2 protein-coding genes are annotated in these 679 nt (G+C 66.4%); both read right to left on the reverse strand.

The genetic code is table 11. From position 1 onward, the window contains the following. Positions 1-375, reverse strand: a 375-nt coding sequence (locus MOV61_RS30135; protein WP_247139204.1) for a DUF2076 domain-containing protein, incomplete at its 3' end; no start/stop codon positions are given. A gap of 108 nt (positions 376-483) precedes the next feature. Further along, positions 484-679: HupE/UreJ family protein (locus MOV61_RS30140; protein ID WP_247139205.1), on the reverse strand; the 196-nt coding region annotated here is incomplete at its 5' end.

Below are 679 nucleotides of genomic sequence, written 5' to 3' on the forward strand. Positions count from 1 at the left end.
CTGAGGGCCTGCCTGGGGCGCTTGCAGCGGACCGGGGCCGGTTCGAAGACCGGGCTGCGGGGCAGGGGACTGCTGGGCCTGGCCGGTGCCGAAGATCGAGCTCAAGAACCCGCCGCTCTGTTCGGCACGGTGATGATCGCTCGTCTCTGCTTCAAGCTGGCGGACGCGGTCTTCCAGTTCCTTGATGTGGTTGGAAGCGGCTTCCAGGCCCTTTTCCTGGACGATGACTGCCTGTGCCAGGTAGTAGGTGGCGTAGGGCTGTTCGCGGGTGGCCTGGTCGATGAGGGTTTCGGCGTCGCGGTCGCGCGGGGTGGCTGCGGCGGTGCGGACGCGGTCGAAAAGGGCGGTGAGGAGCTGGCGTTCTTCGGGTGACATGCTTGCCTCCTTGGGGGCGTTTGCCGTGAACAACAAGGTAGGCAGGGATTCCGGCATTTCAAAGCCGGGATCCCTTACATTTCGGTAATCTTGGCGCGTGACCGGGGCTCACGCGAATGCCAGCGACATACCGAGAAGCGCGGTCGCGGCGCCGAGGATACGGGCGATGTAAGGGCTGAGCCGGGCAATGCCGAAGCCGAGCGCGACGCCGGCGGCATGCAGGAGGGCGGTGGCGATCATGAAGGCGATGCCGAACTGCAAGGCGCCTGCCGAGCCGAGTTCGCCGCCATGGGCGTGACCGTGG

Source organism: Neorhizobium sp. BETTINA12A, assembly GCF_023006485.1.
In the GTDB taxonomy this organism is placed as follows: domain Bacteria; phylum Pseudomonadota; class Alphaproteobacteria; order Rhizobiales; family Rhizobiaceae; genus Neorhizobium.